The 25,513-nt window shown below is 61.4% G+C and carries 22 protein-coding genes, 5 tRNA genes and 1 pseudogene; 10 read left to right on the forward strand and 18 right to left on the reverse strand.

The genetic code is table 11. The features are described from left to right. Window positions 1–192: 192 nt before the first annotated feature. Window positions 193–1,533 (reverse strand): MFS transporter, encoded by a 1,341-nt coding sequence (locus M1D87_RS19120; RefSeq protein WP_123083744.1) that lies wholly within the window; start codon window positions 1,531–1,533, stop codon window positions 193–195. A gap of 272 nt (window positions 1,534–1,805) precedes the next feature. Next, window positions 1,806–2,291 carry a Bkd operon transcriptional regulator BkdR gene (gene bkdR, locus M1D87_RS19125; RefSeq protein ID WP_012273540.1) on the reverse strand — a complete coding sequence of 162 codons (486 nt, stop codon included), beginning with the start codon at window positions 2,289–2,291 and terminating at the stop codon, window positions 1,806–1,808. Window positions 2,292–2,489: 198 nt separating this feature from the next. Between bkdR and M1D87_RS19130 the strand changes: the two genes are divergently transcribed. The 5 genes from M1D87_RS19130 to M1D87_RS19150 all read left to right on the forward strand — a co-directional run bounded on the left by M1D87_RS19130 (window position 2,490) and on the right by M1D87_RS19150 (window position 9,257). Then, window positions 2,490–3,722 (forward strand): 3-methyl-2-oxobutanoate dehydrogenase (2-methylpropanoyl-transferring) subunit alpha, encoded by a 1,233-nt coding sequence (locus M1D87_RS19130; RefSeq protein ID WP_013973636.1) that lies wholly within the window; start codon window positions 2,490–2,492, stop codon window positions 3,720–3,722. Between the two features lies 1 nt (window position 3,723). Next, on the forward strand, window positions 3,724–4,782 hold the full coding sequence (locus M1D87_RS19135; RefSeq protein WP_015271253.1) for an alpha-ketoacid dehydrogenase subunit beta: 1,059 nt from the start codon (window positions 3,724–3,726) through the stop codon (window positions 4,780–4,782). Beyond that, window positions 4,783–6,069 (forward strand): dihydrolipoamide acetyltransferase family protein, encoded by a 1,287-nt coding sequence (locus M1D87_RS19140; protein WP_123083746.1) that lies wholly within the window; start codon window positions 4,783–4,785, stop codon window positions 6,067–6,069. It begins immediately after the preceding gene. A gap of 2 nt (window positions 6,070–6,071) precedes the next feature. Continuing rightward, window positions 6,072–7,451, forward strand: a complete 1,380-nt coding sequence (lpdA, locus tag M1D87_RS19145; RefSeq protein WP_038410063.1) for a dihydrolipoyl dehydrogenase — start codon at window positions 6,072–6,074, stop codon at window positions 7,449–7,451. A 477-nt stretch (window positions 7,452–7,928) separates the two neighbouring features. Further along, window positions 7,929–9,257 (forward strand): IS110 family RNA-guided transposase, encoded by a 1,329-nt coding sequence (locus tag M1D87_RS19150; RefSeq protein ID WP_061305574.1) that lies wholly within the window; start codon window positions 7,929–7,931, stop codon window positions 9,255–9,257. A gap of 71 nt (window positions 9,258–9,328) precedes the next feature. Here M1D87_RS19150 and M1D87_RS19155 read toward each other — a convergent pair whose 3' ends face one another. Both M1D87_RS19155 and M1D87_RS19160 read right to left on the reverse strand, forming a co-directional pair. Beyond that, a complete protein-coding gene (locus tag M1D87_RS19155) occupies window positions 9,329–10,327 on the reverse strand; it encodes a sensor domain-containing diguanylate cyclase (RefSeq protein WP_123083747.1) in 999 nt (332 codons plus the stop codon). A 93-nt stretch (window positions 10,328–10,420) separates the two neighbouring features. After that, the gene (locus tag M1D87_RS19160) at window positions 10,421–11,299 is read right to left on the reverse strand and encodes a LysR family transcriptional regulator (protein ID WP_123083748.1); all 879 of its coding nucleotides are present in this window, start codon (window positions 11,297–11,299) and stop codon (window positions 10,421–10,423) included. A 115-nt stretch (window positions 11,300–11,414) separates the two neighbouring features. Here M1D87_RS19160 and M1D87_RS19165 point away from each other — a divergent pair, with 115 nt between their 5' ends. Continuing rightward, on the forward strand, window positions 11,415–12,149 hold the full coding sequence (locus M1D87_RS19165) for an AzlC family ABC transporter permease (RefSeq protein ID WP_322491666.1): 735 nt from the start codon (window positions 11,415–11,417) through the stop codon (window positions 12,147–12,149). Beyond that, window positions 12,146–12,472: an AzlD domain-containing protein gene (locus M1D87_RS19170; RefSeq protein WP_123083750.1), complete on the forward strand. Its 327-nt coding sequence runs from the start codon at window positions 12,146–12,148 to the stop codon at window positions 12,470–12,472. Before M1D87_RS19165 ends, M1D87_RS19170 begins: the two co-directional genes overlap by 4 nt. Window positions 12,473–12,714: 242 nt before the next feature. Here the strand turns inward: M1D87_RS19170 and M1D87_RS19175 are convergent, their stop codons facing one another. Beyond that, the gene (locus tag M1D87_RS19175; protein WP_311133369.1) at window positions 12,715–12,849 is read right to left on the reverse strand and encodes a hypothetical protein; all 135 of its coding nucleotides are present in this window, start codon (window positions 12,847–12,849) and stop codon (window positions 12,715–12,717) included. Between the two features lie 157 nt (window positions 12,850–13,006). Here M1D87_RS19175 and M1D87_RS19180 point away from each other — a divergent pair. Further along, window positions 13,007–13,108 (forward strand): annotated as a pseudogene (locus M1D87_RS19180) (recombinase family protein); the annotation flags it as partial. Between the two features lie 19 nt (window positions 13,109–13,127). On the opposite strand, the gene M1D87_RS19185 reads toward M1D87_RS19180, so the two are convergent. From M1D87_RS19185 to phnN, 3 genes are all read right to left on the reverse strand, one after another. Further along, window positions 13,128–13,913, reverse strand: a complete 786-nt coding sequence (locus tag M1D87_RS19185) for a hypothetical protein (protein ID WP_061551271.1) — start codon at window positions 13,911–13,913, stop codon at window positions 13,128–13,130. Window positions 13,914–14,081: 168 nt separating this feature from the next. Beyond that, window positions 14,082–14,158, reverse strand: a tRNA-Arg gene (locus M1D87_RS19190). Window positions 14,159–14,269: 111 nt separating this feature from the next. Then, window positions 14,270–14,863, reverse strand: a complete 594-nt coding sequence (gene phnN / locus M1D87_RS19195) for a phosphonate metabolism protein/1,5-bisphosphokinase (PRPP-forming) PhnN (RefSeq protein ID WP_123083751.1) — start codon at window positions 14,861–14,863, stop codon at window positions 14,270–14,272. A 345-nt stretch (window positions 14,864–15,208) separates the two neighbouring features. Between phnN and M1D87_RS19200 the strand changes: the two genes are divergently transcribed. Then, window positions 15,209–15,535 carry an Arc family DNA-binding protein gene (locus M1D87_RS19200; protein ID WP_015271261.1) on the forward strand — a complete coding sequence of 109 codons (327 nt, stop codon included), beginning with the start codon at window positions 15,209–15,211 and terminating at the stop codon, window positions 15,533–15,535. A 97-nt stretch (window positions 15,536–15,632) separates the two neighbouring features. Here M1D87_RS19200 and mgtE read toward each other — a convergent pair whose 3' ends face one another. The 8 genes from mgtE to alaS form a co-directional block, all read right to left on the reverse strand. Next, window positions 15,633–17,075, reverse strand: coding sequence for a magnesium transporter (mgtE, locus tag M1D87_RS19205; protein WP_039612614.1), 1,443 nt, complete (start codon window positions 17,073–17,075; stop codon window positions 15,633–15,635). A gap of 457 nt (window positions 17,076–17,532) precedes the next feature. Further along, window positions 17,533–17,609, reverse strand: a tRNA-Arg gene (locus M1D87_RS19210). Between the two features lie 72 nt (window positions 17,610–17,681). Next, window positions 17,682–17,758: transfer RNA gene (locus M1D87_RS19215), tRNA-Arg, on the reverse strand. A 71-nt stretch (window positions 17,759–17,829) separates the two neighbouring features. Next, window positions 17,830–17,906 (reverse strand) — tRNA-Arg (locus M1D87_RS19220). A gap of 106 nt (window positions 17,907–18,012) precedes the next feature. Further along, a tRNA-Ser gene (locus M1D87_RS19225) sits at window positions 18,013–18,103 on the reverse strand. Between the two features lie 72 nt (window positions 18,104–18,175). Further along, window positions 18,176–18,364, reverse strand: coding sequence for a carbon storage regulator CsrA (gene csrA, locus M1D87_RS19230; protein WP_003254503.1), 189 nt, complete (start codon window positions 18,362–18,364; stop codon window positions 18,176–18,178). Window positions 18,365–18,529: 165 nt separating this feature from the next. Further along, window positions 18,530–19,765 (reverse strand): aspartate kinase, encoded by a 1,236-nt coding sequence (locus M1D87_RS19235; RefSeq protein WP_013973645.1) that lies wholly within the window; start codon window positions 19,763–19,765, stop codon window positions 18,530–18,532. Between the two features lie 246 nt (window positions 19,766–20,011). After that, window positions 20,012–22,636, reverse strand: a complete 2,625-nt coding sequence (gene alaS / locus M1D87_RS19240) for an alanine--tRNA ligase (RefSeq protein WP_015271263.1) — start codon at window positions 22,634–22,636, stop codon at window positions 20,012–20,014. A gap of 265 nt (window positions 22,637–22,901) precedes the next feature. Here alaS and M1D87_RS19245 point away from each other — a divergent pair, with 265 nt between their 5' ends. Next, entirely contained in the window at window positions 22,902–24,182 is a 1,281-nt protein-coding gene (locus tag M1D87_RS19245) for a M91 family zinc metallopeptidase (protein ID WP_123083753.1), read from the forward strand. A 21-nt stretch (window positions 24,183–24,203) separates the two neighbouring features. Here M1D87_RS19245 and astE read toward each other — a convergent pair whose 3' ends face one another. After that, the gene (gene astE, locus M1D87_RS19250) at window positions 24,204–25,211 is read right to left on the reverse strand and encodes a succinylglutamate desuccinylase (protein WP_123083754.1); all 1,008 of its coding nucleotides are present in this window, start codon (window positions 25,209–25,211) and stop codon (window positions 24,204–24,206) included. Window positions 25,212–25,221: 10 nt separating this feature from the next. Further along, window positions 25,222–25,512: a topoisomerase II gene (locus tag M1D87_RS19255; protein WP_003256592.1), complete on the reverse strand. Its 291-nt coding sequence runs from the start codon at window positions 25,510–25,512 to the stop codon at window positions 25,222–25,224. Window position 25,513 lies beyond the last annotated feature (1 nt).

The raw sequence follows: 25,513 nt of genomic DNA on the forward strand, positions 1-25,513 counted from the left end.
GCGAACACCGGCGCAGCCGGTGCCATGCACCGCGTTGGATTCTTCGCGGCTAAAGCCGCTCCCACAGGGTACGCGTACTGCTTGCGGATTCTGTTCTCTACGCGACAGATCTCCCACAGGTACAGCGCAAGCCTTGAGCCCGGCGCAACTTCATGTGGGAGCGGGCGCGCCCGCGAAGAGGCCGGCACAGGCCTACACCGACTTGCTGACCTCACCTTCCGGCTCAGGCTCCTTGTCAGCCCCCTTCTCCTCCGCCTCGGTATCCTCGGCCGCCACCGGCGCCTGCATTACCTCCTGCACCGTCTGCTCATCCACCCGTGGGTCCAGCGCCGCCGACAGTGGCGAACCGGCAGCCGGCATCGCAACGTGGCCCAAAGGCGCATCCTGCACCTGGTGCAGCCCGGTAACCGCTTTCGGCCGAATGCGCCACACCAGCACCAGGGCAAAGAACACGAAGAAGGCATACAGCATCTGCGGGCCCAGCACCTTCATCAGCACGCCTGCCGCCAGCGGCCCGATACTCGCCCCCACGCCGTAGGTCACCAGCAGCATCGCGGTCAGGGACACCCGCCGCTCGCTTTCCACATGGTCGTTGGAAAACGCCACCGCCAGCGGGTACAGGCAGAACTGCAGCAACGAAATCACGAAGCCTATGCCGAACAGCAACTCCAGCGGAACGCTGGGCAGCATCGCCAGCGGCGCCGAGGCCAGCGCCAACCCCACCGCCACGCTGCGGATCAGCACCGCCCGATCGTAGCGGTCAGACAACCAGCCCAGCGGCCACTGCACCAGCAGGCCGGCAAAAATGCAGCTACCCATGAACAGACCGACCTGTTCGGTAGTCATGCCTTGGCTGGAGGCATACAAGGGCGCCAGGCCATAGAACGAGCCGACGATAAGCCCCGAACCCAGCACCGTGCTGAGCGACTGCGGCACCCGCTTGATGAAGAACTTCGGCTCCATCGGTGCCGGGCGCAATGGTGCGGGGTGAATGCGCCGGGTCATGGCGACCGGTACCAGGCACAGGGTGAAACACATGGCCACCAGCATCAGCAGCTCCAGGCCAAGCTGTGGGTGCACCACCAGGATCAGCTGGCCGAGCACCAGGCCCAGGTAAGAGGCGATCATGTAGCCGCTGAACACCGCGCCGCGGTGCTTGACGTCGGCCTGCTCGTTCAGCCAGCTCTCGATGACCATGTACTGGCACATCATTCCCAGGCCCACGATCATCCGCAGCCCGACCCAGGCCGGCAACCAGCTGGTCAAACCATGGCCGAGCACCGCCGCACCGACGATGCCTGCGCAAGTGGCGTAGGCGCGAATGTGCCCTACCCGGCCAATCAACCGGTGGCCGACCTTGCCACCTACCGCCAGGCCAAAGTAGTTGGCCGCCATCAAGGCACCCACCCACAGGCTGTCGACATGATCGGCTGCCAGGCGCAGGGCCAGGTAGGTACTGAGCAGGCCCGAGCCGATCAACATCATCAGCGCGGCGAAATACAACGACTGAAACGGCTTCCATATATTTCGCATAGGTCCCTTGCGGCTCCCGGGTCAGGTGGCGATGGGTTGCAGCCAAGCATAAAAGCAAAATTGCTGCGGCGCAGTCCCCTGCCTGACAATTCGTGAATCAAGAGCGCGTCCAGTGTCGGTCATGTCGTGTTCATGCACGTGCACCGGACTGCACTCAAGCGTTTCGCTCTCACGGTTTTTGAATGCAAGCGCAATACCGGGAGAAATACTCAACTTCTATTTGAGTAATATCCGGCTGGCCTGATAACCGGCTTCCCCCGTCAAAGCCGCCCTCATTCCCGCAAGGTCATGCCATTGGCCGGCAGCGGTAAGGCCGTCTTGTAACGCACCTGCTTCAAGGCAAAACTGGAACGGATATTGGCCACCCCCGGCAACCGCGTCAGATAATCCAGAAACCGTTCCAGCGCCTGGATGCTGGGCAGCAGTACCCGCAACAGGTAGTCCGGATCGCCCGTCATCAGGTAGCACTCCATCACTTCGGGCCGTTCGGCAATCTCTTCCTCGAATCGATGCAGCGACTGCTCGACCTGTTTTTCCAGGCTCACATGGATGAAAACGTTCACATCCAACCCCAACGCCTCGGGTGACAGCAAGGTCACCTGCTGGCGGATCACCCCCAGCTCCTCCATGGCCCGAACCCGGTTGAAGCAGGGCGTGGGAGACAGGTTCACCGAGCGGGCCAGTTCGGCGTTGGTGATGCGGGCATTTTCCTGCAGGCTGTTGAGAATGCCGATATCGGTACGATCGAGTTTGCGCATGAGACAAAATCACCGGTTTTTTGTGTTTATGCGGAATGTTTATCTGCCCTGCTCGGCAAAGGCAACCAACTTGAGAGAAAAATTCTCCTGCCGGACCACTAAGATGTAGGGGACGCTGACCTACCAGTCACAAGCCGGTACTCAGCGGCGGCCGCTTCAGAGCTCACAAAAACAAATACCCGAGCGAGCGTAAAAAGCATGAACGAGTACGCCCCCCTGCGTTTGCATGTGCCCGAGCCTACCGGCCGGCCAGGCTGCCAGACCGATTTCTCCTACCTGCGCCTGAACGATGCAGGTCAAGCCCGTAAACCCCCAGTCGATGTCGACGCTGCCGACACCGCCGACCTGTCCTACAGCCTTATCCGCGTGCTCGACGAGCAAGGCGATGCACAAGGCCCGTGGGCCGAAGACATCGACCCGCAGGTTCTCCGCCAGGGCATGCGCGCCATGCTCAAGACGCGGATTTTCGACAGCCGCATGGTGGTCGCCCAGCGCCAGAAGAAGATGTCCTTCTACATGCAGAGCCTGGGTGAAGAAGCCATCGGCAGCGGCCAGGCTTTGGCGCTGAACCGCACCGACATGTGCTTCCCCACCTACCGCCAGCAAAGCATCCTGATGGCCCGCGACGTGTCGCTGGTCGAGATGATCTGCCAGTTGCTGTCCAACGAGCGCGACCCGCTCAAGGGCCGACAGTTGCCGATCATGTATTCGGTGCGCGAGGCCGGTTTCTTCACCATCAGCGGTAACCTGGCGACCCAGTTCGTGCAGGCGGTCGGCTGGGCCATGGCCTCGGCGATCAAGGGCGATACCAAGATCGCCTCGGCGTGGATCGGCGACGGCGCAACCGCCGAGTCGGACTTCCACACCGCCCTCACCTTTGCCCACGTGTACCGCGCCCCGGTGATCCTCAACGTGGTCAACAACCAGTGGGCGATCTCCACCTTCCAGGCCATCGCCGGTGGCGAGTCGACCACCTTCGCCGGCCGTGGCGTGGGTTGCGGCATTGCCTCGCTGCGGGTCGATGGCAACGACTTCGTCGCCGTGTACGCTGCCTCGCGCTGGGCCGCCGAACGCGCCCGCCGTGGCCTGGGCCCGAGCCTGATCGAGTGGGTCACCTACCGTGCAGGCCCGCACTCGACCTCGGACGACCCGTCCAAGTACCGCCCGGCCGATGACTGGAGCCACTTCCCGCTCGGCGACCCGATCGCCCGCCTGAAGCAGCACCTGATCAAGATCGGCCACTGGTCCGAGGAAGAACACCAGGCCACCACTGCCGAACTGGAAGCCGCGGTGATAGCCGCGCAGAAGGAAGCCGAGCAGTACGGCACGCTGGCCAACGGTCACATCCCGAGTGCTGCCTCGATGTTCGAGGACGTGTACAAGGAAATGCCCGATCACCTGCGCCGTCAACGCCAGGAACTGGGGGTTTGAGATGAACGACCACAACAACAGCATCAACCCGGAAACCGCCATGGCCACCACTACCATGACCATGATCCAGGCCCTGCGCTCGGCCATGGATGTCATGCTCGAGCGCGACGACAATGTGGTGATCTACGGCCAGGACGTCGGTTACTTCGGCGGCGTGTTCCGCTGCACCGAAGGCCTGCAGAACAAGTACGGCAAGTCCCGCGTGTTCGACGCGCCGATCTCCGAGAGCGGCATCGTCGGCACCGCCGTGGGCATGGGTGCCTATGGCCTGCGCCCGGTGGTGGAAATCCAGTTCGCCGATTACTTCTACCCTGCCTCCGACCAGATCGTTTCCGAGATGGCGCGCCTGCGTTACCGCTCGGCCGGCGAGTTCATCGCCCCGTTGACCCTGCGCATGCCCTGCGGTGGCGGGATCTATGGCGGCCAGACCCACAGCCAGAGCCCGGAAGCGATGTTCACCCAGGTGTGCGGCCTGCGCACTGTCATGCCGTCCAACCCGTATGACGCCAAGGGCCTGCTGATCGCCTCGATCGAATGCGATGACCCGGTGATCTTCCTGGAGCCCAAGCGCCTGTACAACGGCCCGTTCGACGGCCACCACGACCGCCCTGTCACCCCATGGTCGAAGCACCCGCAAAGCGCCGTACCCGATGGCTACTACAGCGTGCCGCTGGACAAGGCGGCCATTACCCGCCCCGGCAATGACGTGACCGTGCTGACCTACGGCACCACGGTGTACGTGGCCCAGGTGGCCGCCGAAGAAACCGGCGTCGACGCCGAGGTGATCGACCTGCGCAGCCTTTGGCCGCTGGACCTGGAGACCATCGTCGAGTCGGTTAAAAAGACCGGCCGCTGCGTGGTGGTACACGAGGCCACCCGCACCTGCGGCTTCGGCGCCGAACTGGTATCGCTGGTGCAGGAACACTGCTTCCACCACCTGGAGGCGCCGATCGAGCGCGTCACCGGCTGGGACACCCCCTACCCCCACGCACAGGAATGGGCTTACTTCCCAGGGCCTTCGCGGGTAGGTGCGGCATTGAAAAAGGTCATGGAGGTCTGAATGGGCACGCACGTCATCAAGATGCCGGACATTGGCGAAGGCATCGCGCAGGTCGAGTTGGTCGAGTGGTTCGTCAAGGTCGGCGACATGATCGCCGAAGACCAGGTAGTGGCCGACGTCATGACCGACAAGGCCACCGTGGAAATCCCTTCGCCGGTCAGCGGCAAGGTGCTGGCCCTGGGTGGGCAGCCCGGTGAAGTGATGGCGGTCGGCAGCGAGCTGATCCGCATCGAAGTGGAAGGCAGCGGCAACCATGTGGATGTTCCCACCAAGGATGCGCCAAAGCCCGAACAGGTCCAAGCCCCCGCAGCCCCTGTGGCAGCCAGGCCAGAGCCGCAGAAGGAAGCAAGACCGGCCGCGTGCCAGGCCGCCGTCAACCACGAGGCAGCCCCGATCGTGCCGCGCCAGCCAGGCGACAAGCCGCTGGCCTCGCCGGCGGTGCGCAAGCGCGCCCTGGATGCCGGTATCGAACTGCGTTACGTGCATGGCAGCGGCCCGGCCGGGCGTATCCTGCACGAAGACCTCGACGCCTTCATGAGCAAGCCGCACAGCGCTGGCGGGCAAGCGCCGAGCGGCTATGCCAAGCGCACCGACAGCGAGCAGGTACCGGTGATCGGCCTGCGCCGCAAGATCGCCCAGCGCATGCAGGACGCCAAGCGCCGGGTCGCGCACTTCAGTTATGTGGAAGAAATCGACGTCACCGCCCTGGAAGCCTTGCGCCAGCAGCTCAACAGCAAGCACGGCGACAGCCGCGGCAAGCTGACCCTGCTGCCGTTTCTGGTGCGCGCCCTGGTCGTGGCACTGCGCGACTTCCCGCAGATCAACGCCACCTATGACGACGAAGCCCAGGTCATCACCCGCCATGGCGCGGTGCATGTGGGCATCGCCACCCAGGGTGACAACGGCCTGATGGTGCCGGTGCTGCGCCATGCCGAAGCTGGCAGCCTGTGGAGCAATGCCGGCGAGATCTCGCGCCTGGCCAACGCTGCTCGCAACAACAAGGCCAGCCGCGATGAGCTGTCCGGTTCGACCATCACCCTGACCAGCCTGGGCGCACTGGGCGGCATCGTCAGCACGCCGGTGGTCAACACCCCGGAAGTGGCGATCGTCGGCGTCAACCGCATGGTCGAGCGGCCTGTGGTGATCGACGGCCAGATCGTCGTGCGCAAGATGATGAACCTGTCCAGCTCGTTCGACCACCGCGTGGTCGATGGCATGGACGCCGCGCTGTTCATCCAGGCCGTGCGCGGCCTGCTCGAACAACCCGCCTGCCTGTTCGTGGAGTGAGCATGCAACAGACTATCCAGACTACCCTGTTGATCATCGGCGGCGGCCCTGGCGGCTACGTGGCTGCCATCCGTGCCGGGCAACTGGGCATCCCCACCGTGCTGGTGGAAGGCCAGGCACTGGGCGGTACCTGCCTGAACATCGGCTGCATCCCGTCCAAGGCGCTGATCCACGTGGCCGAGCAGTTCCACCAGACCTCGCGCTTTGCCGGGCCGTCGGAGCTGGGCATCAGCGTCGCCTCGCCGCGCCTGGACATCGGCCAGAGCGTGGCCTGGAAGGACGGCATTGTCGACCGCCTGACCACCGGCGTCGCCGCGCTGCTGAAAAAGCACGGGGTCAAGGTGATCCATGGCTGGGCGAAGGTGCTCGACGGCAAGCAGGTCGAGGTCGATGGCCAGCGTATCCAGTGCGAGCACCTGTTGCTGGCCACAGGCTCCAGCAGCGTCGAACTGCCAATGCTGCCGCTGGGTGGGCCGATCATTTCCTCGACCGAAGCCCTGGCGCCGAAAACCCTGCCGCAGCACCTGGTAGTGGTGGGCGGCGGCTACATCGGCCTCGAGCTGGGCATCGCCTACCGCAAGCTGGGCGCCCGGGTCAGCGTGGTGGAGGCGCGCGAGCGCATCCTGCCAACCTACGACAGCGAGCTGACCGCCCCGGTGGCCGAATCGCTGAAGAAGCTGGGCATCACCCTGCACCTGGGCCATAGCGTCGAAGGTTACGAAGGCGGCTGCCTGCTGGCCCGTGATGGCCAGGGCGGCCAACTGCGCCTGGAAGCCGACCAGGTGCTGGTGGCCGTGGGCCGCCGGCCACGCACGCAAGGTTTCAACCTTGAGTGCCTGGACCTGAAGATGAACGGCGCCGCCGTCGCCATCGACGAGCGCTGCCAGACCAGCATGCGCAACGTCTGGGCCATCGGCGACGTGGCCGGCGAACCGATGCTGGCGCACCGGGCCATGGCCCAGGGCGAGATGGTCGCCGAGATCATCGCCGGCAAGGCGCGCCGTTTCGAACCCAGCGCGATCGCCGCGGTGTGTTTCACCGACCCGGAAGTGGTGGTGGTCGGCAAGACCCCGGAGCAAGCCAGCCAGCAAGGGCTGGACTGCATCGTCGCGCAGTTCCCGTTCGCCGCCAATGGCCGGGCCATGAGTCTGGAATCGAAAAGCGGTTTCGTGCGGGTGGTGGCGCGCCGTGACAACCACCTGATCCTGGGTTGGCAGGCGGTTGGCGTGGCGGTTTCCGAGTTGTCGACGGCGTTTGCCCAGTCGCTGGAAATGGGCGCGTGCCTGGAGGATGTGGCCGGCACCATCCATGCCCACCCGACACTGGGTGAGGCGGTACAGGAAGCGGCGCTGCGCGCGCTGGGCCACGCCCTGCATATCTGACACTGAAGCGGCCGAGGCCGATTTGGCCCGCAGCGCCCCAGGCGTTGCGGGTCTTTTTTCATGGGCGAGTCAGTGCCAGCCTCTTCGCGGGTAAACCCGCTCCCACAGGGACATCACTGCCCGTGAGAGCAGTGGCGCACCTGTGGGAGATCACCCAGCCCTTCCGGGCTGCGCTGTCGCGCAGCAAACATGAGGCGCATGACTTCAGATCTGTGGCAGCGCTGACATTTTGAAAAAGAAAAGGCGGCTGGCCTATTAGGGCCAGCCGCCTTTCGCTTTGTTAGGGTTTGAGCGCGCGGGACAGAGATCGTAGCCAGCACTGGTGTGTGTCAGCACACCCGCGTGGGAGAGTGATCCGCACGGTATCGGCGTGAAGTCCCTGTAGGCATCAGCTGAATCAGCTGTGACCACGTATGAGAGAGTGAACCCTTTCGCCACCGTGTGCCCCGCGCGCCCTTTATCCTGCGAGTATTCACCATGGCGCGCAAGCCTTCCAAGCAACGCTTCACCATCGTTCATCCCGACTGCGCTGCGATTGATGTAGGTAGTCGAGAACACTTTGTCGCGGTTGATCCCCAGTACGAGAACGCCGTTCAGTCATTCACGTCCTTTACCGACGACTTGTACAAGCTGGCCGATTGGCTCGATAGCTTGGCCATCAAGGTCGTAGCCATGGAGTCCACAGGCGTTTACTGGATTCCGATTTACGAAATCCTCAGCGAACGGGGATTCGAGGTCTATCTTGTTAATGCCCGAGCTACCCGGCAAATAACTGGACGCAAGTCTGACGTGCTGGATTGCCAATGGATCTGGCAACTGATGACTCATGGTCTCTTGCGAGGCGCTTTTCGCCCAAGCGACCCAACATGCTGCGTTCGCTCACTGGTCAGGCAACGGGCTTTCAAAGTGAAAGACCAGGCTCAAACCTTGAACCGGATACAGAAGGCACTGAGCCAAATGAACATCCAGTTGGCCAATGTCATCAGTGATATTTCAGGCGTGACGGGCATGAGAATTTTGCGAGCAATCATCGCGGGTGAGCGAGATCCTGCTCGATTGGCTGAGCTGACCGATGGCCGCATCAAGGCAGGTAAAGACACCATTGCGCGTAGCCTGCATGGCAATTGGCGACGAGAGCACCTGCATGCATTGGCGCAGGAGCTCGCAGCCTATGACTTTCTTGAGCAACAGATCGCTGAATGCGATGCCGTCATCGGAAAGGCATTGGAACAACTACCCGTACTGGAGCATGAACCACAACCACCCAGGAAAGCGCTGCGAAGCCCACACCGGACGAGCGCTCAACAGGCAGCGCTACACCAAGCCCTCTGGCAGGTGCTAGGGGTCGATTTGACCGCTATTCCAACAATTGGCGTGGACACCGCCCTGGTGCTGGCGGGAGAGATCGGCTCTGATCTCTCACGATTTCCATCATCCCAGCACTTTTGCTCCTGGCTAGGGTTGGCCCCGCCGACTCGTATCTCAGGCGGCCGCCAGCTATCAGGGGGCGGTCCTAAGGTCATTAACCGAGCGGCACAGGCGCTCAAGCAGGCCGCTTCAAATGCACGCAACGACAAGGGTTTCATCGGGGCATCGCATCGAGCCAGATTGACTCGCATGGACACCAGTTGCGCCATCAAAGCCACTGCACACCAACTGGCTCGACTGGTCTACACACTGCTGACAAAAAAACAGACTTATGTTGAACAGGGGCTCGAAGCATTCGAAGCCAAAAGCCAAGACCGACAGCTTCGGGCTTTGCTTCGCAAAGCCCGAAAGCTGGGATATCAATTGGTGGCAGCCTAAGGTGCTTAAAAAACAGCGGGTTGCATTTTGTTTGATGAGAGCGGGTTTACCCGCGAAGAGGCCGGCACAGGCTACTCGGCTATGGCGTTCTTGCCGTTCCCCTTGGCCCGGTACAGCGCCTTGTCGGCACGCGCCAGCAGTGTATGCTGGTCCTCCCCTTCCTCCCATTGCACCACACCGTAGCTCATGGTCAGCCGGCAATCGCCCACCGGCTCTATCTGCGCCATCGCCTGGCGCAAGCGTGCAGCCACCTCCAGCGCCTCGCCCAGCGAGGCCTGCGGCAATACGATGACGAACTCGTCCCCACCCCAGCGCGCCAGCAGGTCCTGCTCCCGCAGGCAGGCACGCAGGACGTCGACCACCCGCAACAGCGCCGCATCGCCATGGGCATGGCCATAGCGGTCATTGATCGGCTTGAAGTCATCCAGGTCCATGGCTATCAGCGACAACGGCTGGCGAAAACGCTGGGCACGCTCGCACTCCAGTTGTAGCGCCTTCTCCAGCCGATAGCGATTGGCAATGCGGGTCAACGCATCACGCTCGGCCAGCTCGCGGTTTTCGTCCAACTGCCGCTGCAACTGCTGGTTCACCCAGGACAGCTCGCGAGTGCGTTCGGCCACCTGGCTTTCCAGCGACTGGTTCCTCTGCTGCAGTTGCGCCACAAGGCGCTTGTTGGCGTCAATGTTGCGGTGGGCACCAAGCATGCGCGCCACCGAGCCGTCCTCGTTATGGGCGATGATGTAACCGCTGTCTTCTATCCACAGATAGCTGCCATCCTGGCAACGGCAGCGGTATTCGACCAGATAGTGCTCGTTACGCTGGTTGATGTACGCCTCGAAATGCGCCATCACCCGTGGGTAGTCCTCCGGGTGGATCACGCTTTCCCAGGTGAGCACCGAGTTGGCCATGGAGTGGCTGGGGTAGCCAAGCATGGCGTACCAGCCCGGGTTGCGATAGACGTAGCCGGTATTGGCATTCCAGTCCCAGATACCATCGCTGATAAGATCGAACAACGTACGCAACTGCTGCGCACTGAAGCCGGCAGGTACCGGCCGGGTTTCCTGACTCATTGACGCTCTCCCTGACGGCTGGCGCACCCGAACAGAATAGCCCCGACGCCCTGTTTTTGCGGCGCTGTGAGAGCAGGCATGGATCGAGGACGCTCAAGCCAGATGCAACAGCGCCTCCTCCACCGCGGCAACCACCTGGTTGCCCTTGGCACCCGGCAGCCGCCATGCGGCGATGGTCACACCCAGTGGCACAGCGCGGTCGATGGGGGCGACCAGTTCACCGCTGTCCAGGTAGCGCTGCACCAGGCTTCTGCGCCCTATCAGCACCCCTGCAGCCAGCAAGGCTTGCTGCAGGGCGATCGAGTACAGGGAAAAACCCGGCCCACGGGCAACGAACTTGTGCCCGGGCATCACCGCCCCCGTCCACACCGCCCAGTCGTTCCAGCCCACGTCGGCGATGCAACGGGCGTCGGCAAGATCCTCGGGCTTGGTGATGCTGGTGGCCAGGGCCGGCACGCACACGGGCAGGATTTCTTCCGTGGCTATCCTGCGTTGCCAGCGCTCGGGCTTTTCGGTGTAGAACAGGCACAGATCGAACGGGCTGCGCTTCAGGTTGGGCGGCTCATCCACCGCAGTCACCGAGATCTCGATGGGTGCCAGCAAGCGCGTCAGTTCCGGCAAGCGTGGCCCGATCCACAACTGCGCCAGAGCAGGCGATGTGACGATATGCACCCGCTGTGGTGCCGCCAGGCGGCGCAGTGCGCGCGCAGCGGCTTCCACGGCGTCGAATGCCTCGGTGAACTGGCCTTTCACGCTTTGGCCCAAGGGCGTCAGCCGTACGCCTTTGGCATGGCGCTCGAACAAGGCCGCGCCGTATTCGTTCTCCAGGGTCTTGACCAGGGCGGCGATGGCCCCCGGTGTCACCTTCAGTTCGAGTGCAGCACGGGCGAAACCGCCCAGGCGGGCTGACGCTTCGAAGGCACGCAAGGCATTGAGCTGCAGCGAGTGCCGGGTAGAAGTATCGAGGTACACGGTTTCAGGCCTATTTTTTTTAGGCCTACTATTCCAGAAATCTGGCGTTGTGGCCAACTGTCGCGCGCATTAACGTGCCGCCCCTGTACCGCCTGCACACTTTCAAGGATTTCAAATGCCGTATCCAAGCGCGCCCCAAGCGTTCAGGCAAGGTGCCCGCAGCGCCCTGCCATTGACCTCCGGCATCGTGCCCTTCGGCCTGATCACCGGGGTCACGGCGATCGGCATGGGCCTGTCGCCAACCGATGCCATCGGCATGACCTTGCTGTTCTACTCCGGTTCGGCGCAGATGGTGGTGATGCAGTTGATGCAAAGCGCCGCCCTGCCGGTGACCATGGTAGTCACCGCGCTGGTGATCAACCTGCGCTTCCTGATGTACAGCGCCAGCCTGGCCCCGCACCTGGGCCAGTTGCCCCGCCGCCGCAAGTGGCCGATGGCGTACATGCTGTCGGACCAGTCCTTCGCCCTGTGCATGCTGAAGATGGGCACGGGCGGGCTGGGACAGTATGCCTACCCCTACTATGCCGGTACGGCAATCACCATGTTCTTCGGCTGGAACCTCTCGGTGCTGGCGGGCATGTATCTGGGAGCGAGCATTCCTGAAGACTGGTCGCTCGGCTTTGCCATTCCCTTGTCGTTCCTGGCCCTGTTGATACCCGGCATTCGCAATGCAGCCACGCTTGGCGCAGCGCTGACCGGCGGTGTGCTCGCCGTACTGGCCGTCGACCTGCCCTACAACCTCGGCCTGCTGGCTGGCGCGCTGGGCGGCATCGTCGCTGGGCTAGCCATCGAGAACTGGCAAAAACAGCAAACTGCGGCAGAAGCCAATACCGAGCAGGAAGCATCATGAGCGAAACGACCCAGTGGATGACCTTCATTCTGATCAGCCTGGGCACCTTCGCCATCCGCCTGTCGTTCATCGAGTTGCACACGGCATTGCGCATCCCCCCACTGTTTCGCCGCGCCCTGGCGTATGTGCCAGCCAGCGTGTTGGCCGCATTGGTACTGCCGGCCGTGGTATTCCCGGACCGGCAGGCGGGGTTCGACTGGATGAACCCACAGATACCAGCGGCGATACTTGCCGCGCTGGTGGCGTGGCGTACGCGCAGCACGATGCTGACGCTAATTGTAGGCATGGGAGTGCTGTGGGCCTTGAAGCATCTGGGGATGTAGGAATACGCAGCTTCAAGGCGGAACGTGGCGGGGTACTTCGTGGTGCGTCAGCGCTTGGCCGGTAAACTGATATTCCTGCTCTACACGGCCCCTGTAGGAGCGGCCTTGTGTCGCGAAAGGGCCGCAAGGCGGCCCCAGGATTTTGGCTTCACAGCTGATATGGCCGGGGCTGCTGCGCAGCCCTTTCGCGACACAAGGCCGCTCTTACACGGCCAGCGTCAGCTCGGCGACTGCTTGCAGTATCAGACTGCGCTGGCCTTGGCCAGGTCCAGCGAGCGTGTCTCCGGCGCCATCAGCCAGGTGCAGAGCAGCCCGACCATCGAAATGCCAAACGCCACGATCATGGTGTTGGCAATGCCGAGCGACTCCAGCGACATGGGCACCAGGTAGGTGCCGATGGCGGCACCGATACGCGACAGGGAAGTTGCCAGGCCAGCCGAACCCCGGGCTACAGGCCGGCAACAAACCGGCCACGAGCGCAGGGCAATCAGTGCGGCGGCTGATGTGACCCAGAACTGGCCGAGGGGAAACAGCCCAGTGGACGAGGAAGTACACAAGCGGGTGAGGGAGTTGCTGAACGCCGGCCTAGGCATCCGAGCAACGGCCAGACACGCTGACTGCTCAACCACCACAGTCTGCGTATACGGGGTAACCTCTAATTTTCACCCGCCGGTACTTCGGCTTTTTTCTTGTCACGAAGAAAATATACCGCCACCCCCCCGAGAATTAGTAGAGCCGAAATCCAGACAAAAAGAGTGCCTGACTTGGCGACAATGAAAAAAGTAGGTTCTTCTAACGTGGCAAACACCTTCCTGCCGACAGCCGACGCAAGCAGCGCAGCAGTAACGCCGGCCAAGGCAGCGGTAAACCAACTCAATTTTGAGTTTTCGCCAACTAGCTTTATGAGTTCGCCGTGATTGCTCACAAGCTCACTAAGCGACGCTAAAACACCCAGTTTTTCCTCAACCTCCGGACGTTTTTCCTCCGGAACCAGAGAAACTACCTCTTCAATAATGGCCTTAGCATCTGAAGTCATTGTTTCCCACGTCAGAGGCGTCATTTCCATTTTTACTTGCCGGATTAGCGCGTCAATTTTCACCGAGTACTCGGACTTCTGCGGTATGTCGAGATGCCTACTTCTCTGCAATCTCAAGGCCACATCCTGGAGCAACGTGATCGCTGTGCAGTTCGGGCGCAGCACAACCGAATGAAAGCGCTCAGATGCGTCTATCAGATTGTTAATAACACTCCGCGAAATTTCTTGCTTGTTGATAATGTAGCTTTCGACTACATCGATGAGCTCCGCATTTGCATGCTTTTTTCGCTCGGCAGATGCAGACGCGGAATCCTTTTTTTGCAATCGATAGAAAATGTAGGCAACGAAAAAACCGATAACGATGGAGAATATCGATAGCCAGTTATTGCTCAGGAATTCCTGCATTTTCCACCTTCAGATCCATTGTTCCCCCGCACCGAAGTGGCTATCAGGGTGATCCTAGTAAAGCATTCGATAGGGGTAGCATCGGTAGAAAAAACACTGATTACACCCATCCTGCACCCAGGGTGCATAATGAAAAAATCCTGAAATCGCCACGAGCCTTGAGAAATATGGCGTCCCAGGGCAGGTTCGAACTGCCAACCTTCCCCTTAGGAGGGGGATGCTCTATCCAATTGAGCTACTGAGACGCAAGTGCCGGCAGCGAACGCTGCATAGCGGGACGGCCAGCATGTTAACCAGCATGCTGGCGTTTGTCATTCCTCAAGCGGGCTTTTTCGCGTAATCCTTTTCTGCCAATGCTACACCTGCGGCAGCACACCTTCATCATGCAGCAGCGTGAACAATGCCGCGACTGCGGTTTCCAGGGTGGTGGAGTTGTCCAGCACATGCAGCGACGGATCAGCCAACGCTTGCAAGCGTGCATTACGTGCCAGGCGCTGCTCGATTTCTTCTGCGCTTTCCCGGCCGCGGGCCAACAGGCGCTCGCGCAGCACTCCGTGCCTGACCTCCACCAGCACTGCCAACAGGTTCGGGTAGCGCCGGCGCGCCTCGGCGAGATAAGCCCGCGAACCATTCACCAGCACCGACCTGCCCGCCGACAGCCACTGATCCACCTGCAGTGGAATGCCGTAATCCAGGCCATTGGCGCGCCAATGCATGGCGAACGCGCCCTGTGCGCGCATTACTTCGAACTGTTCGGCCGTTACGCCATGGGCGGCTTCGCCCTTGGCTTCAGCCGAACGGGTAATGACGCGACGAGCGATTTCCACCCCGGCGGCTGAAAGCCGCTCACGGGAAGCGTCAATCAGGGAATCTTTCCCGGAACCCGACGGTCCTACCAGATATATCAACCGGCCTGTGCCTGATTGGCGGTCGCTTGCGTCATGTTGCATAGCCACTATGCTCTATGGAGGAAAACCCGCACATTCTAGGGACTTTCCCGGGCTTTTGGTGCGTTTTACCCGTTTTTGACGGCAAAAGTCTGACGATTGGGCAAGCCGGTACATGTAAAACTTTTCAAACCAGTACTCATTTCTGATAATTGGTACTGGCAAAAAGCCTTTATCCGGCTCACTATTTGTCACAGAATTGACGCCAAGGAAACGGCGACCATGAGGCAAGATGAGCATCCATTTTTCACAGACGGTTGAACATTTCGTCGTCGCCACGGTCGTACTACCACCCCGTGCGGCCAATTTGAGAACCGCTTCCCCTGAACCAAAATCCGGTCAATTTATATGCGCCCAATGAAACAGGCTATTTATTCGAGCCGCACCGCTGACAAGTTCGTCGTCCGCCTGCCCGACGGGATGCGTGAGCGCATTGCCGAGGTAGCGCGCAACCATCACCGCAGCATGAACTCCGAAATCATCGCGCGCCTGGAACAGAGCCTTATCCAGGAAGGTGCGCTGGGTGACGATTTGAGCATGCGCCTGGACAGCCCCGAACTGTCCCTGCATGAACGCGAGTTGCTGCAACGCTTCCGCCAACTGTCGCACCGCCAGCAGAACGCGCTGGTGGCCCTCATCGCTCACGATGTGGAAATGGCTGCCGACGCCTCCTGAGGTTTGCAACCGAACACAAAAAAGCCAGCGTAAGCTGGCTTTTTTGTGAATGGTGATCCTGCAAGAGACGCGATCCGTTTGTTTGTAGGAGCGTGGGCTACAGCAGGAACAGCGTGGCCAGCCCGAGGAAGATGAAGAACCCACCACTGTCGGTCACCGCGGTAATCATCACGCTGGAGCCCATCGCCGGGTCGCGCCCCAGGCGTGTCAGGGTCATCGGGATCAACACCCCCATCAAGGCCGCCAACAGCAGGTTCAAGGTCATCGCCGCAGTCATCACCAGGCCCAACGACCAGCTGCCATACAGCCAGAACGCCACCGCACCGATCACCCCGCCCCAGATCAGGCCGTTGAGCAGCGATACCGCCAGCTCCTTGCGCATCAGGCGGCTGGTGTTGCCCGGCGACACCTGGTCCAGCGCCATGGCGCGCACGATCATGGTGATGGTCTGGTTACCGGAGTTGCCACCAATACCAGCCACGATCGGCATCAGCGCAGCCAGGGCCACCAGTTTCTCGATCGAACCTTCGAACAGGCCGATCACTCGCGAGGCAACGAAAGCGGTAATCAGGTTGATGGCCAACCAGGCCCAGCGGTTGCGCAGCGAACGCCAGACCGAGGCGAAGATGTCTTCTTCCTCGCGCAAACCGGCCATGTTCAGCACTTCGCTTTCGCTTTCCTCACGAATCAGGTCGACCATCTCGTCGATGGTCAAGCGGCCGATCAGGCGTTCGTTCTTGTCCACAACTGGCGCAGATACCAGGTCATAACGCTCGAAGGCCTGCGCCGCATCATAGGCATCCTCCTCGGGGTGGAAGGAGACCGGATCGGTCGCCATGACCTCCGCCACCTTCTTCTCCGGGTCGTTGACCAGCAGGCGCTTGATCGGCAATACGCCCTTGAGAATGCCGTCATAGTCGACCACGAAGAGTTTGTCGGTGTGGTTCGGCAGCTCTTTCAGGCGGCGAAGGTAGCGCAACACCACTTCCAGGCTGACGTCTTCGCGGATGGTGACCATCTCGAAGTCCATCAGCGCACCAACCTGCTCCTCGTCGTAGCTAAGCGCCGAACGCACGCGCTCGCGTTGCTGGGCATCGAGGGTTTCCATCAGCTCGTGAACAACGTCACGCGGCAGCTCTGGAGCCAGGTCCGCCAGCTCGTCGGCGTCCATTTCCTTGGCGGCGGCGAGCAGCTCGTGATCGTCCATGTCGGCGATCAGCGATTGCCGCACGGCGTCGGACACTTCCAGCAGGATGTCGCCATCGCGATCCGAGCGCACCAGCTGCCAGACCGTCAGGCGGTCTTCCAGGGGCAAGGCTTCGAGGATGTAGGCGATGTCGGCGGGGTGCAGGTCGTCGAGTTTGCGCTGCAGCTCGACGAGGTTCTGGCGGTGGACCAGGTTTTCCACCAGGTCGTGGTGGGCGCCTTCCTGACGATGGGTCAGGTCTTCTACCACGCGCTGGCGCTGCAGCAGTTCGACCACCTGGGCCAGGCGGTCCTGCAGGCTTTCCTGCGCTTTTTTTACTTCTACTTCAGTCATAGGCGAACTCCACTCCCAGCAGCGGAGCACGCCGGGAGAATCAATCGGTCAGATCTTTCTGTATGAATCTTGTTAGCGAGTAACTACTGGGTAAGTCCATGGTGGTTTTCCACAAGCCCCGGCGGGGCTGACGGGCGCAATCATACACTGCTAAAGCTGTCAGATCGCTTAAAATTTTTGGCCAGAACAATCGTTTGCGTGATAAAGCTGGGACAACGCTCGAAGCTATCAGTGCGACGGTTGTCATGGGTGGGAAAGCACATTCATTTCAGAAGTGTGGCGCCTGGTCGATTTTGGGGCCGCTGCGCGCCCCATCGCGACACAAGGCCGCTCCCACAGAAGAGCGCGGCACCTGCACCACAATCATTACAGAAGAGCTTAGATCGACATCAGCAACAATTCATTGGCGCAGAAAAACAAAAAGCCCGCTCAATTGAGCGGGCTTCTTGATTTGGTGTGGCGGACTCAGGAGGATTCGAACCTCCGACCGCTCGGTTCGTAGCCGAGTACTCTATCCAGCTGAGCTATGAGTCCGTGGTGGTATTTTTAGACCAGATTACCACTGGTTGGTTGAAGTGCCTTTGCAAGCAGAGCCACTTCAAAAAGTGGCGGACTCAGCAGGATTCGAACCTGCGACCGCTCGGTTCGTAGCCGAGTACTCTATCCAGCTGAGCTATGAGTCCGCGATGGTAGTTTTAGACCAGATTACCACTGGTTGATTGAAGCAGCCTTGCAAGCAAAGCCACTTCAAAAGTGGCGGACTCAGGAGGATTCGAACCTCCGACCGCTCGGTTCGTAGCCGAGTACTCTATCCAGCTGAGCTATGAGTCCGTGTCTTGCCGCGCATTATAGGTCGCTGAAACATTTTTGCAAGAACTTTTTCGTTTAAAATCAACTACTTAGCGTTCTTACCGTTTACAGCGCCCTAAGCGAATAATGGCGGTGAAGGGGGGATTCGAACCCCCGATACCCTTATGAGGTATACTCCCTTAGCAGGGGAGCGCCTTCGGCCACTCGGCCACCTCACCGCAACACGAGGCGAATATTAAACAGGCTCTTCCTCGTTTGCAACCCTTTTTTTGAAAAAAACTTCAAAAAAATTAAAGGCTTGGCTCCTCGTCCTTCTCTTTCTTGATCCGCAGGTAGATTTCCTCGCGGTGCACAGCCACTTCTTTCGGGGCGCTGACGCCAATACGCACCTGGTTGCCTTTTACGCCGAGCACCGTCACGGTGATCTCGCCGTCTCCAATGATCAGGCTCTCGGCGCACCGACGAGTCAGAATCAACATAGCTTTCTCCTTACGCAAAACATTCAGGGGTAACAGTCTTGGGTGTCGCGGCCTGGTCGTGGACGACGACCTGGGCCTGGTTGATCGCCACACAGGGCAGGACGGGCCTGCGTGGCGAGCAGAAACGCGAAGGGCGCGGCAAGCCGCGCCCTTCCAGGCAGCGTATTACTCGCTCTGTCGTGCCGGGGCGTCGAGCTCGAACGCGGTGTGCAGCGCGCGTACGGCCAGCTCCAGGTACTTCTCTTCGATCACGACCGAAACCTTGATCTCGGAGGTGGAGATCATCTGGATGTTGATGCTCTCCTTGGCCAGGGCTTCGAACATGCGGCTGGCAACACCGGCGTGCGAACGCATGCCGACGCCGACGATCGAGACCTTGGCGATCTTGGTGTCGCCGATCACTTCACGGGCACCGATTTCGCGGGCAGTGTTTTCCAGCACGCTCTGCGCCTTCTCGTACTCGTTGCGGTGCACAGTGAAGGTGAAGTCGGTGGTGTTATCGTGGGCAACGTTCTGCACGATCATGTCGACCTCGATGTTCGAGGCACTGATCGGGCCGAGGATCTTGAAGGCCACGCCCGGGGTGTCCGGCACGCCGCGAATGGTCAGCTTGGCTTCATCACGGTTGAAGGCGATACCGGAAATGATCGGCTGTTCCATGGATTCCTCTTCATCAATGGTAATGAGGGTACCCGGACCCTCCTTGAAGCTGTGCAGCACGCGCAGCGGAACGTTGTACTTGCCGGCGAATTCCACCGAACGGATCTGCAGCACCTTGGAACCGAGGCTGGCCATTTCCAGCATCTCTTCGAAGGTGATCTTCTCCAGGCGCTGGGCCTGCGGCACAACACGCGGGTCGGTGGTGTAGACGCCATCGACGTCGGTGTAGATCTGGCACTCGTCAGCCTTCAGCGCAGCCGCCAGGGCCACACCCGTGGTGTCGGAGCCGCCACGGCCAAGCGTGGTGATGCTGCCGTGCTCGTCTACGCCCTGGAAGCCTGCTACCACGACCACGCGGCCTTCCTTGAGGTCGGCACGAATCTTCTGGTCGTCGATCTGCAGGATGCGCGCCTTGTTGTGTGCGCTGTCGGTGAGAATGCGCACCTGGTTGCCGGTGTAGGACACCGCTGGCACACCGCGCTTGATCAAGGCCATGGTCAGCAAGGCAATGGTGACCTGCTCACCGGTCGACACGATCACGTCCAGTTCACGCGGAACCGGCTGATCGGTGATCTGCTTGGCCAGGTCGATCAGGCGATTGGTTTCACCGCTCATTGCCGACAGCACAACCACCAGGTCGTCGCCCGCTTCACGGTGTTTCTTGACCTTATCGGCTACCTGCTCGATCCGCTCGATGGAACCGACAGAGGTGCCGCCAAATTTCTGTACGATCAACGCCATTTCAATGGTGCCTCAGCCCATACAGGGCCCCAAAAAACAATCCAACATGAAGAGGCCGGATGGGAGTGGCCTGTGTGGCTAATTCTTGCACCCAAATTCGAGTGCCAGGATTCGCCTCGCTGCGTTGCCACTCCTCGCCGTAGCCCGGCTACGACTCGTCGCGGCGCCTTGCGCGGCAAACCCTGGCACTCGAATTTGAGCGCAAGAATTAGCCGTACAGGCCACTAGACCGCCGGCCCCCTCATCTCAAAGTCCCTGCTCTGCGAATGGCACGGCCAGCGCCAAGGCCTGGTCCAGTGCGGCGACGTCGACGCCGCCACCCTGAGCCATGTCCGGACGACCACCGCCCTTGCCACCCACCGCCGCAGCGGCTTGTTTCATCAGATCGCCAGCCTTGAGTTGGCTGGAGAGGTCCTTGGTCACGCCGGCCACCAGCACAACCTTGCCCTCATGCTCGCTGCCCAGCAGGATCACTGCGTGGCCGAGCTTGTTCTTCAGCTGATCGACCAGCGCCAGCAGTGCCTTGCCGTCCTGTCCATCCAGGCGGGCGGCGAGCACCTTGGCGCCCTTGACCTCAACGGCCGCGTTGGAGAGATCATCCCCGGCGGCGCTGGCGGCCTTGGCCTGCAGCTGTTCCAGCTGCTTCTCCAGCTGGCGGTTGCGCTCGAGCACAGCCGACAGCTTGTCGATCAGGTTGTCGCGGTTACCCTTCACCAGCTGCGCGGCTTCCTTGACCTGCTCTTCGGCAGCGTTCAGGTAGGCCAGCGCAGCAGCCCCGGTGACCGCTTCGATACGGCGCACGCCAGAGGCCACGCCGCCTTCGCTGATGATCTTGAACAGGCTGATGTCACCGGTGCGCTTGGCGTGGATACCGCCGCACAGCTCTACCGAGAAATCGCCGCCCATGCTCAGCACACGCACGGTGTCGCCGTACTTCTCGCCGAACAGCGCCATGGCACCCTTGGCCTTGGCGGTTTCGATGTCGGTCAGTTCGGTTTCCACCGCAGTGTTCTTGCGCACTTCACGGTTGACGATGTCTTCCAGGGCCTTGATCTGCTCCGGTTTCACCGCCTCGAAGTGGCTGAAGTCGAAACGCAGGCGCTGGCTGTCGACCAGCGAGCCTTTCTGCTGTACGTGTTCGCCCAGTACCTGGCGCAGCGCTTCGTGCAGCAGGTGGGTGGCGGAGTGGTTCAGCGAGGTGGCGTGCTGCACGTCGGCATCGACCTTGGCCTCCACCGGGGAGCCGATCACCAGCGCACCGCTGGCAACCACGCCGTGGTGCAGGAAGGCACCACCGGTCTTGGTGGTGTCGCGCACGTCAAAGCGCGCAGCGCCAGCCTGCAGGTAGCCGGTGTCGCCCACCTGGCCACCGGATTCGGCGTAGAACGGCGTGCGGTCGAGCACGACAACGCCCTGCTCGCCTTCACCCAGCTGGTCGACGGCCTGGCCGTCCTTGTACAGGGCGATGATCTTGCCCTGGCCTTCGGTGGCCTCGTAGCCGAGGAACTCGGTGGCGCTGTCGACCTTGACCAGGCTGTTGTAGTCCATGCCGAAGGCGCTGGCGGAACGGGCACGTTCACGCTGGGCGTCCATCTCGCGCTCGAAACCGGCTTCGTCGATGGTCAGCTCGCGCTCACGGGCAATGTCGGCGGTCAGGTCCATCGGGAAGCCGTAGGTGTCGTACAGCTTGAACACCACGTCGCCCGGCACCACGTCGCCCTCGAGCTGGGCCAGGTCCTGCTCGAGGATGCGCAGGCCCTGTTCCAGGGTCTTGGCGAACTGTTCTTCTTCAGCCTTGAGCACGCGCTCGATGTGCGCCTGCTGGCTGTTCAGTTCCGGGAAGGCCTCGCCCATTTCAGCGACCAGCGCGGCAACGATCTGGTAGAAGAAGCTGCCTTTGGCGCCCAGCTTGTTACCGTGGCGGCAGGCGCGGCGAATGATGCGGCGCAGCACGTAGCCACGGCCTTCGTTGGACGGCAGCACGCCGTCGGCGATCAGGAAGCCGCACGAACGGATGTGGTCGGCGACCACTTTCAGCGAGGCCTGGCCCTCATTGCTGCAACCGATGGCCTTGGCCGCGGCCGACAGCAGGTTCTGGAACAGGTCGATCTCGTAGTTCGAGTGCACGTGCTGCAGCACGGCGCTGACGCGCTCCAGGCCCATGCCGGTGTCCACCGACGGCGCTGGCAGCGGGTGCAGCACGCCGTCGGCAGTACGGTTGAACTGCATGAAGACGTTGTTCCAGATCTCGATGTAGCGATCGCCGTCTTCTTCCGGCGAGCCGGGTGGGCCGCCCCAGATGTCCGGGCCGTGGTCGTAGAAGATCTCGGTGCACGGGCCGCATGGGCCGGTGTCGCCCATGGTCCAGAAGTTGTCGGAAGCATACGGGGCGCCCTTGTTGTCGCCGATGCGCACCATGCGCTCGGCCGGCACGCCGACTTCCTTGGTCCAGATATCGTAGGCTTCGTCGTCAGTGGCGTAGACGGTGACCCAGAGCTTTTCCTTGGGCAGGTTCAGCCATTTTTCCGAAGTCAGGAAGGTCCAGGCGAAAGTGATCGCGTCGCGCTTGAAGTAGTCACCGAAGCTGAAGTTGCCCAGCATTTCGAAGAAAGTGTGGTGACGCGCGGTGTAACCGACGTTTTCCAGGTCGTTGTGCTTGCCACCTGCGCGCACGCACTTCTGGCTACTGACGGCACGCGTGTAGGCACGCTTCTCCGCACCGAGGAAGCAGTCCTTGAACTGGTTCATGCCGGCATTGGTGAACAGCAGGGTCGGGTCGTTGTTCGGGATCAGCGAACTGGAGGCGACTCGGGTATGTCCCTGCTCTTCGAAGAAGCGAAGGAAGGCTTCACGGATTTCTGCGCTTTTCATAGGTTCTTCCACGGAAACGGCGGCCGTTTGGGCTAATACGTCGAATCGACGAAACGACGGCAAAGGGCGCCATTATATCCAGCCTGAACGGGAGATACAGTGTGTTTGTACACCAGAACAGCAATCGGCGGATGAAAAGCCGTTCATTAGCACGGCCAGGGCGGAAAAGCACACCTGCGGGCCCACCCATGCGGTACATAAGCAACACCTGACCCGCGCAGTGGAACGGGATCCTGCCGACCCACCCTCGCTGCCGGAGCACTCCATGCCTGAGCTGAACATATCCAAACTCCATTCGGACCCGCATCCGCTACCCCACGGCACCATGCAGGCCAACCCGAGACCGATCTACTACATCGACGCCCGGGAACCCGGCCACTCGCAAACCGCCTTCGACAATAACGAAGACAACCCTCGGCAGCAGACCGAGGTCAAGTACATCCAGGCCGACGAAAATGTGCGAATCACCCTCGAGCGCGCCTATCCAGTGGGGCGGCGCTATCGCCGCAGCACCCAGAACAGCGAGCTGCTGGTCTTCAACGTGGCCCCGCGTGCGCTGCGCGCGAATGAACAGCAAAAGCGCGTACGTATCGCCCCTCGCGAATGCCTGCTGGAAGTGACCATCAACGATGCGGTATTCATGGTCCCCGCGCATACCGCCCAAGCCATTGCCATTCGCCTCACCGATGGCAATCACCACGTGGTCATAGCCCCGGAGGTGAAGAAGACGGTGCTGATCGACATGATAGGGACCGGCAGCAGGATCGAGACCGGCGCAGGTATCGTCCACATCGACGCCCATACCGGCACGCACCAGATTGTGGTCGGTAGCGGCCCGGTACTCATCGACAAGGGCGACGCGGTTGTCAACGTCACGGGGCACCGCCTGCTTGGCCGCGAGTCCTCCAGGGTCGAGCTCTACCGCAATGCCGAAAACGATGCACGACTGGCCCGGCCCGTGATGGCCGAACATCAGGCCCTGGGCAATATCGGCGTGCGAGTGACGGGTAGCGACCAGTTCAGCCAAGCGGCAGAGGATGCGCTGGAACTGCTGCGCAAACTACCCTGCGGTCAGGCGCTACTGGCGGCCCTGGATAAAAAGGCCGGGCAGTCCGGAGCCCCGATCAGCGTGATCGAAGCAGCCAGACACCAATTCACGACCTATACACCCAGCGACCACGAAGAAGATGAAGACGAAGGCCACTTCATCATCGACGAAAACCAGAGTAGCTGGGGCTACAGCGGCGGCACCCTGGCATACAACCCAGGCTGGTCGACCGCAGCGCAACTGCCACTACTCGACCTGTATCGTTGCCTGTGCCAAGGCTGGAACTCGATGTCAGGCACCGTCTTTCCGGGCCAGACCGAGGTTCAAGGCAAAAACGGCGCTTATCCGGTGGACAACCTGCTGCTACAGAGCATCGGCTTACCCACCGATTGCAGGTTCACATTCGGCGGCAGCACCGCCCTGAACACCAACCCACCCGCCTTCACTGAAAACGGGCTGCGTCAGGCGTTGCAACTGGAGCTGCGCACACAGCCGTGAACCCAGGCTATCGGGGCCAGCTCAGCCTAATCGCTGGCCGGAGTCGGGAACGATCAGAATCCCCGCCCTGAGGCCATTCTTGACCTTGGGGTTGGGGAAGATGATGCGCGCGCCCTCCTCCTCGACCACCCAACGCGTCTCGGCCAGGTCCTCGGCCAGCAAATAGCCCTTGCTCAGCTCGGAGAAGTTCTCGATGTTTGCAGGCAGGTGCAGGTGGAAGCTGTCGCTGTGCTTGATGATCTCGCGGGAAACGCTGAACAGCTGCAGGCCATCCAGCGAGCCTTCGCCTTCGGGCTCGGTGTTTTCGATGATGCGGATCAGCCGCTCCTCCAGCTTGTCGAGGTTGACCTCCTCGTTCTGGCCGAACGGGCGGGCCTTGCCCAACTCCAGGGTGAAGGCTTCGGCCTCCAACTGCTCGTAGGTGAAGGCGCTGAAAGTGATGGAAGACTTGCTCTGCAACAACACCGCCTCCATGCCCGCCGCCGCCAGGCGTGCCAGCTCGCGACGGGAATGCTTGCGCCCCTCTTTATAAGGGTACAAGGCGAACTGCTCGATCTTCGAGCCGCGGATGGCGGTATGCAAGTCGTAGTGCAGGCGGCTGCGCCCCGCCTTGCTGAAGAACACCCGGGCGAACTGTTCCAGCTCGGCGGCACGCAATGCCTCGAAGCCACTGGACAGCTCGTGGCGGCCGTTGAACAGGCGGTTGATGTCCTGCTCGATGAAGCGCTCGCCCTTGCGGATCGCTGCGGGGTTGCCAAACAGGAAAAGCACCCGGGCCTTGGGTTTGATCTTGCCGTTGGCCACGCCATGCAACAGCCGCTCGAGCAACTCGATCGGCGCCGTTTCGTTGCCGTGGATGCCGGCGGACAGCAGCAGGTCCAGCCCGCAATCCTCGTTTTCGGCCGGGCGCACTTCGAGCGCGCCCTCCCCCAGCCAGCGCAAACGCGCGCCCTTGGGTGTCACTTGGGTCTTCTCGGCCGGTTCGTGATCGGTGAGGGTCAGCTCAAGCAATTTGCCAAGGGCGAGCATAGGTACTTCCTTAGTGGTGGTGGCCGCAATCGGGGCCATGGACGTGATCGTCGTCTTCGCCGACCTCCGCCGGTTCCATTTCCAGCTGCAGGCTGACCAGGTTGGTGGCCATCGGGCGCAGCAGCAGGTTGGCGTACTCGGTGTCGTCTTCCTCGACATCCACGCCGATCAGCAGCTGGCCACGACCATCCTGCTGAATCCACACTTCCTTGCCTTGCCAGACCACGGCAAAGCGGGTGCAGGAAGTTTCCAGCTGGGTGCCGTCTTCATCTTCCAGGATAAGGCGCAGGGCGTCGGTCATT

Source organism: Pseudomonas sp. SA233 (assembly GCF_054792385.1).